Here is a 3,722-nt window from a genome sequence, read left to right as displayed (position 1 = left end):
CCGATTATATGGCCGGCGGAAGTGGAAACTTCCACGCCGGCTATCGCGCGCGGGGCTGGCGGCAAGGCGGGGCCGGGCGGTATGGCAGTATCGGTTTTTGCTGTTATGGCGGGCCGGGCGGAGTTTTCCGGAAAACACTCCGGCCCGGGCAGCGCGGCGTGGTCGGTCAGCGCGTAGAAGGCGAGGCCGGCCCCGGCCGCCGTGCGCGCGATTTCCTCGCACGAGGTTTCACAGTCGCGCGAGCGGAACGAATGGATATGCAGGTCAATTTTCAAAGGCACGCAGCAGCTCCAGCGCGCGGTCCATGTCCCGGCGCGAGCCGATGGTGACGCGCACCCAGCCCGCCAGGCCCGGCATGGAGCTGCGGTCGCGCACGAAAACAAGGTTGTCCGCCAGGTATTTGCACAACGCCCGCGGATCCGGGGTTTTAAGCATGATGAAATTGGCCGGCGTGTTTTTTACCTCGTAACCGAGCGCGGCGGCGGCTTCGGCGAACCGGTCGCGCCTTTCAGCAATTTCCGCGGCGCGGGTTTTGAAATATTCCGCGCGCGCAAGCGCGAGCTCGCCCGCTTTCTGGGCGAGCGCGTTGGTTTCTTTAAGATTGCGCGCCCGGTTCATCATCTCGATATATGCCGGGCGGGCGGCCAGCCAGCCGATCCGCAGGCCCGCCAGCCCGTAGAGCTTGGAAAAGGTGCGCGTGACAATCACGTTTTCCAGCTCGGCGATGTTTTTCAAAACGGAAAACCCGGGGCAGAAATCAACGTACGCCTCATCCACCAGCACCAGCGTTTCCGGCTGGGCGCGCGCGATGGCGGCGATATCGCCGGGCGTGTAGGCCACGCCGGTCGGGTTGTTGGGGTTGGCGATATAAAGCAGTTTGGCCCGGAGCCCGCCCGCTTTGACAAGCCCGGCGGTATTTTTTTCAAAAGGCGCCGGGCCGAACAGGTTAACCACCTGCGCGCCGCGCGCCTCAAGGCTTAGCCGGAACTGGTCGTAGGACGGCGCGGCGATGAGCGCGGTGTCGCCGCGGCTGATGAAAGTGCGGGCCACGCAGTCAAGCGCGCCATCCGAACCGGGAAAAACGGCCAGCCGGTCCGGCTCAAGGCCGCTGTGCGCGGCAAGCGCGGACAGCAGCCGCGAGCACGACACGTCGGCGTACCAGTTGACGGCGTTGGGGCTTTTCACAAAATCCGCCAGTTCCGCCAGCAGGTCTGGCGGCGGCGGCGGAGCCTCGTTCCAGTCGAGCTTGGCGGCCCGGTCGCGGTGCGAAAACGCGTCCCGCGAAAACGCCGGCACATAAGGCCGCAGATTGCCCACTTCGCGCGCCGGGTTTATCAGCCCCGAGCGGAGCTGGTTGAGCGCGAACGGCACTTCGCTGCGGCAGTGGCGGAATTTCCCGCCCGCCGCGGGCTTGAGTTCCGCCTCCGCGTTCCAGAAAACCGAGCAGCCGGGCAGAAAGGATTCCACCTGCCGTTTCAGGGCCGTTATGTCTGCGCCGGGCGCGTGCAGCGCGAGGTTGATTTCAAAGCGGTCAGGCTCTTTCTGGATAACCTGAAAATCACGCACGTCCGGGTGTTCGCGGAAAAGCTTGTGCCAGACGTGCGAAACCAGCACCCGTCCGTCTTTAAGCGGAAAGAGATCGTTTACCCGGCCTTCCACGCTCTGCACGAGGTGCAGCCCGCGTCCGCAGGCGCAGCGCGCGCCGGGGGCGGCGGCGACGGCGGTGTCGCCGTTTAAAAACCGGATGAAAGGCAGGGCGCGCGCGGTGAAATCGGTGATCGCCACTTCGCCCAGTTCGCCCTCGCGCGCGGGCGCGTTGCCGCTGAGCGTTTCCATGACAAGCTTGGCCGACATGACGTGCAGGGCGGTGCCGCGGCAGACGGGGCAGTCGTGCGCGATGAGGCTGTTTTCCGTGCCGCCGTAGCGGTTGTAAACCGGACAGGCGAACGCTTTTTCTATCAGCCGGCGCGCTTCCGGCGACAGGTATTCCGCGCCGGTAACCACCGCCCGGGGCCGGATATCCGTGACATTATGCTCGAGCATATAGTCGGAAACCAGCACCAGCGCGCTTACATACCCGTCAATATATCCGGGCCGGTGGCGGCGCAGCGCGTCGAGATATCCGGCGATGCGCGCCTCGTCCAGAAAAGAACCGGCGGGATTGGCGGCATCGTAAATTGAAAGCTCAAGCCTTCTTCCGAGCAGATTTTGCTTGATGCGGTCGGCTAGGGCTTTTGTTTCAGAGGTGCGCCAGAACCGGGCGTTTTTCAAACCCAGGTCATGCCCGTACCAGCGGGTCGCGCTTAAAAGGCAGCCCATGCGTTCCCGCGCGGCGGCGGTATCGAGGGGAAAGGAAAACGGCGTGCCGGTCGAACCGGTTGTGGCCAGCGTTTTGAAGTGGCCGGCGAACCGGCCGGCGGTTCCGCGTTCGACCGCTTCGCGCAGTTCCGCCACGGAGGTTGCCGGAAACCGCCGCAGATCGTCAAGCGTTTTCAGCGATTCAGGAGTAACCTTCGCCGCGCGGAATTTTGCCCGGTAAAACGGCACTTTTTCGTAAGCGTAGCCGATTGTTTCCGCCGCGCGTTTGAGCTGCAGGCCTTCCAGTTCGGCCCGGTCAAACCATTGCGCCCGTTCGTAAAAGCTGTACCAGCGCCATGTTTCAGGCTGGCCCGCGCGCAGAAGCAGGTATGCCAGTTCAGGGCGCATCGGCGCGCTCCAGAAGGGCGAGGTATTTGCCGGCGGACTGTTCCCAGCTCATCCGTTCGGTTTTGGCGCGGGCCGCCTGCCCGTGCGCGGCTCTGAGCCCGGCGTCCTGCATATAGCGGGTAATGGAACGGGCGAACGCTTCGGGCGTGCCGTCGGCAAGAGCGGTTCCGCAGTCCTGAAGCAGATCGCCGGCGTCGCCGGTGTCCGATGAAATGACAGGCAGCGCGGTCGCCATCGCCTCCAGCACCGAATTGCACATGCCTTCCGTGCGCGACATGTGCGCGAAAACGTCGGACTCGCGGTACAGCTGCGGCATTTTTTCGCGCGGCAGGCCGCCAAGAAACTCCACAGTATCGGTTACAGCCAGCGTTGAAGCCAGGTTTTCCAGGGCGGCGCGTTCCGAGCCTTCTCCCGCGATGCGCACGCGCATTTTCCGGCCCGCGGCTTTCAAAAGCGCCGCGGCCCGAATAATGGTTTCGGTGCGTTTGAACGGGATCAGCCGCCCCGCGCATAAGACCGTGAACGGGCGGGGAGGCTGGACGGTTTCCGCGGGATGAAAACTGTCGGTGTCAATGCCGTTATAAAGCACTTTCACCTGCAGGCCGGGGCTGAAGCGGAGCACTTCGCCGCGCAGGTCGGAACTGTTGCAGATTACCGCAGCCGCTTTTTTCCAGATGCGTTTTATCACGGGAGTAAGAAACGCGTAGAGCAGCCAGAAGCGTTCTTTGTTATGCCACGGCACGTCGGAGCCGCCGGCCCAGAGCGTTACATGCGAGTTTTTAAGGCCCGGGTGAAATATAAGAAGCCCGGTCGGCACGCCGAAAAAAACATGCACCCGGTCGAATTTGTTTTCGCGCAGTATGCCGGTCAGCGCATGCCACGCTTTTATGACGAATTTCAGCATTTCCGGCGAAGTGCAGATATGGGTGCGTTTGCGTCCGATGTCACGTTTGTTTACGGTAAAGCCATATTCGGAGAAAATGCCGAACCGGTCCCAGCCCGTGGTCAGGAAATAA

Annotated in this window: 3 protein-coding genes; all 3 read right to left on the bottom strand. The window is 62.9% G+C overall.

Going from position 1 to position 3,722, the window contains the following annotated elements:
- Positions 1 to 281, bottom strand: a 281-nt coding sequence (locus tag PHW69_09975) for a hypothetical protein (GenBank protein ID MDD4005510.1), incomplete at its 3' end; no start/stop codon positions are given.
- Positions 265 to 2,706, bottom strand: a complete 2,442-nt coding sequence (locus tag PHW69_09970) for an aminotransferase class I/II-fold pyridoxal phosphate-dependent enzyme (protein MDD4005509.1) — start codon at positions 2,704 to 2,706, stop codon at positions 265 to 267. The genes PHW69_09970 and PHW69_09975, both read right to left, overlap by 17 nt.
- The coding region (locus PHW69_09965) for a glycosyltransferase family 4 protein (protein MDD4005508.1) at positions 2,696 to 3,722 on the bottom strand (1,027 nt) is incomplete at its 5' end. The genes PHW69_09965 and PHW69_09970, both read right to left, overlap by 11 nt.

This window comes from Elusimicrobiaceae bacterium, from assembly GCA_028700325.1.
Classification (GTDB): Bacteria; Elusimicrobiota; Elusimicrobia; order Elusimicrobiales; family Elusimicrobiaceae; genus JAQVSV01.
Note: the sequence above shows the minus strand (reverse complement) of the source record. Positions and strands in the feature narration are given on the sequence as shown.

What these genes read in the sequence shown, in the direction of transcription:
- PHW69_09970 (MDD4005509.1), bottom strand. Translation starts at nt 2,706, where the DNA reads ATGCGCCCTGAACTGGCATACCTGCTTCTGCGCGCGGGCCAGCCTGAA.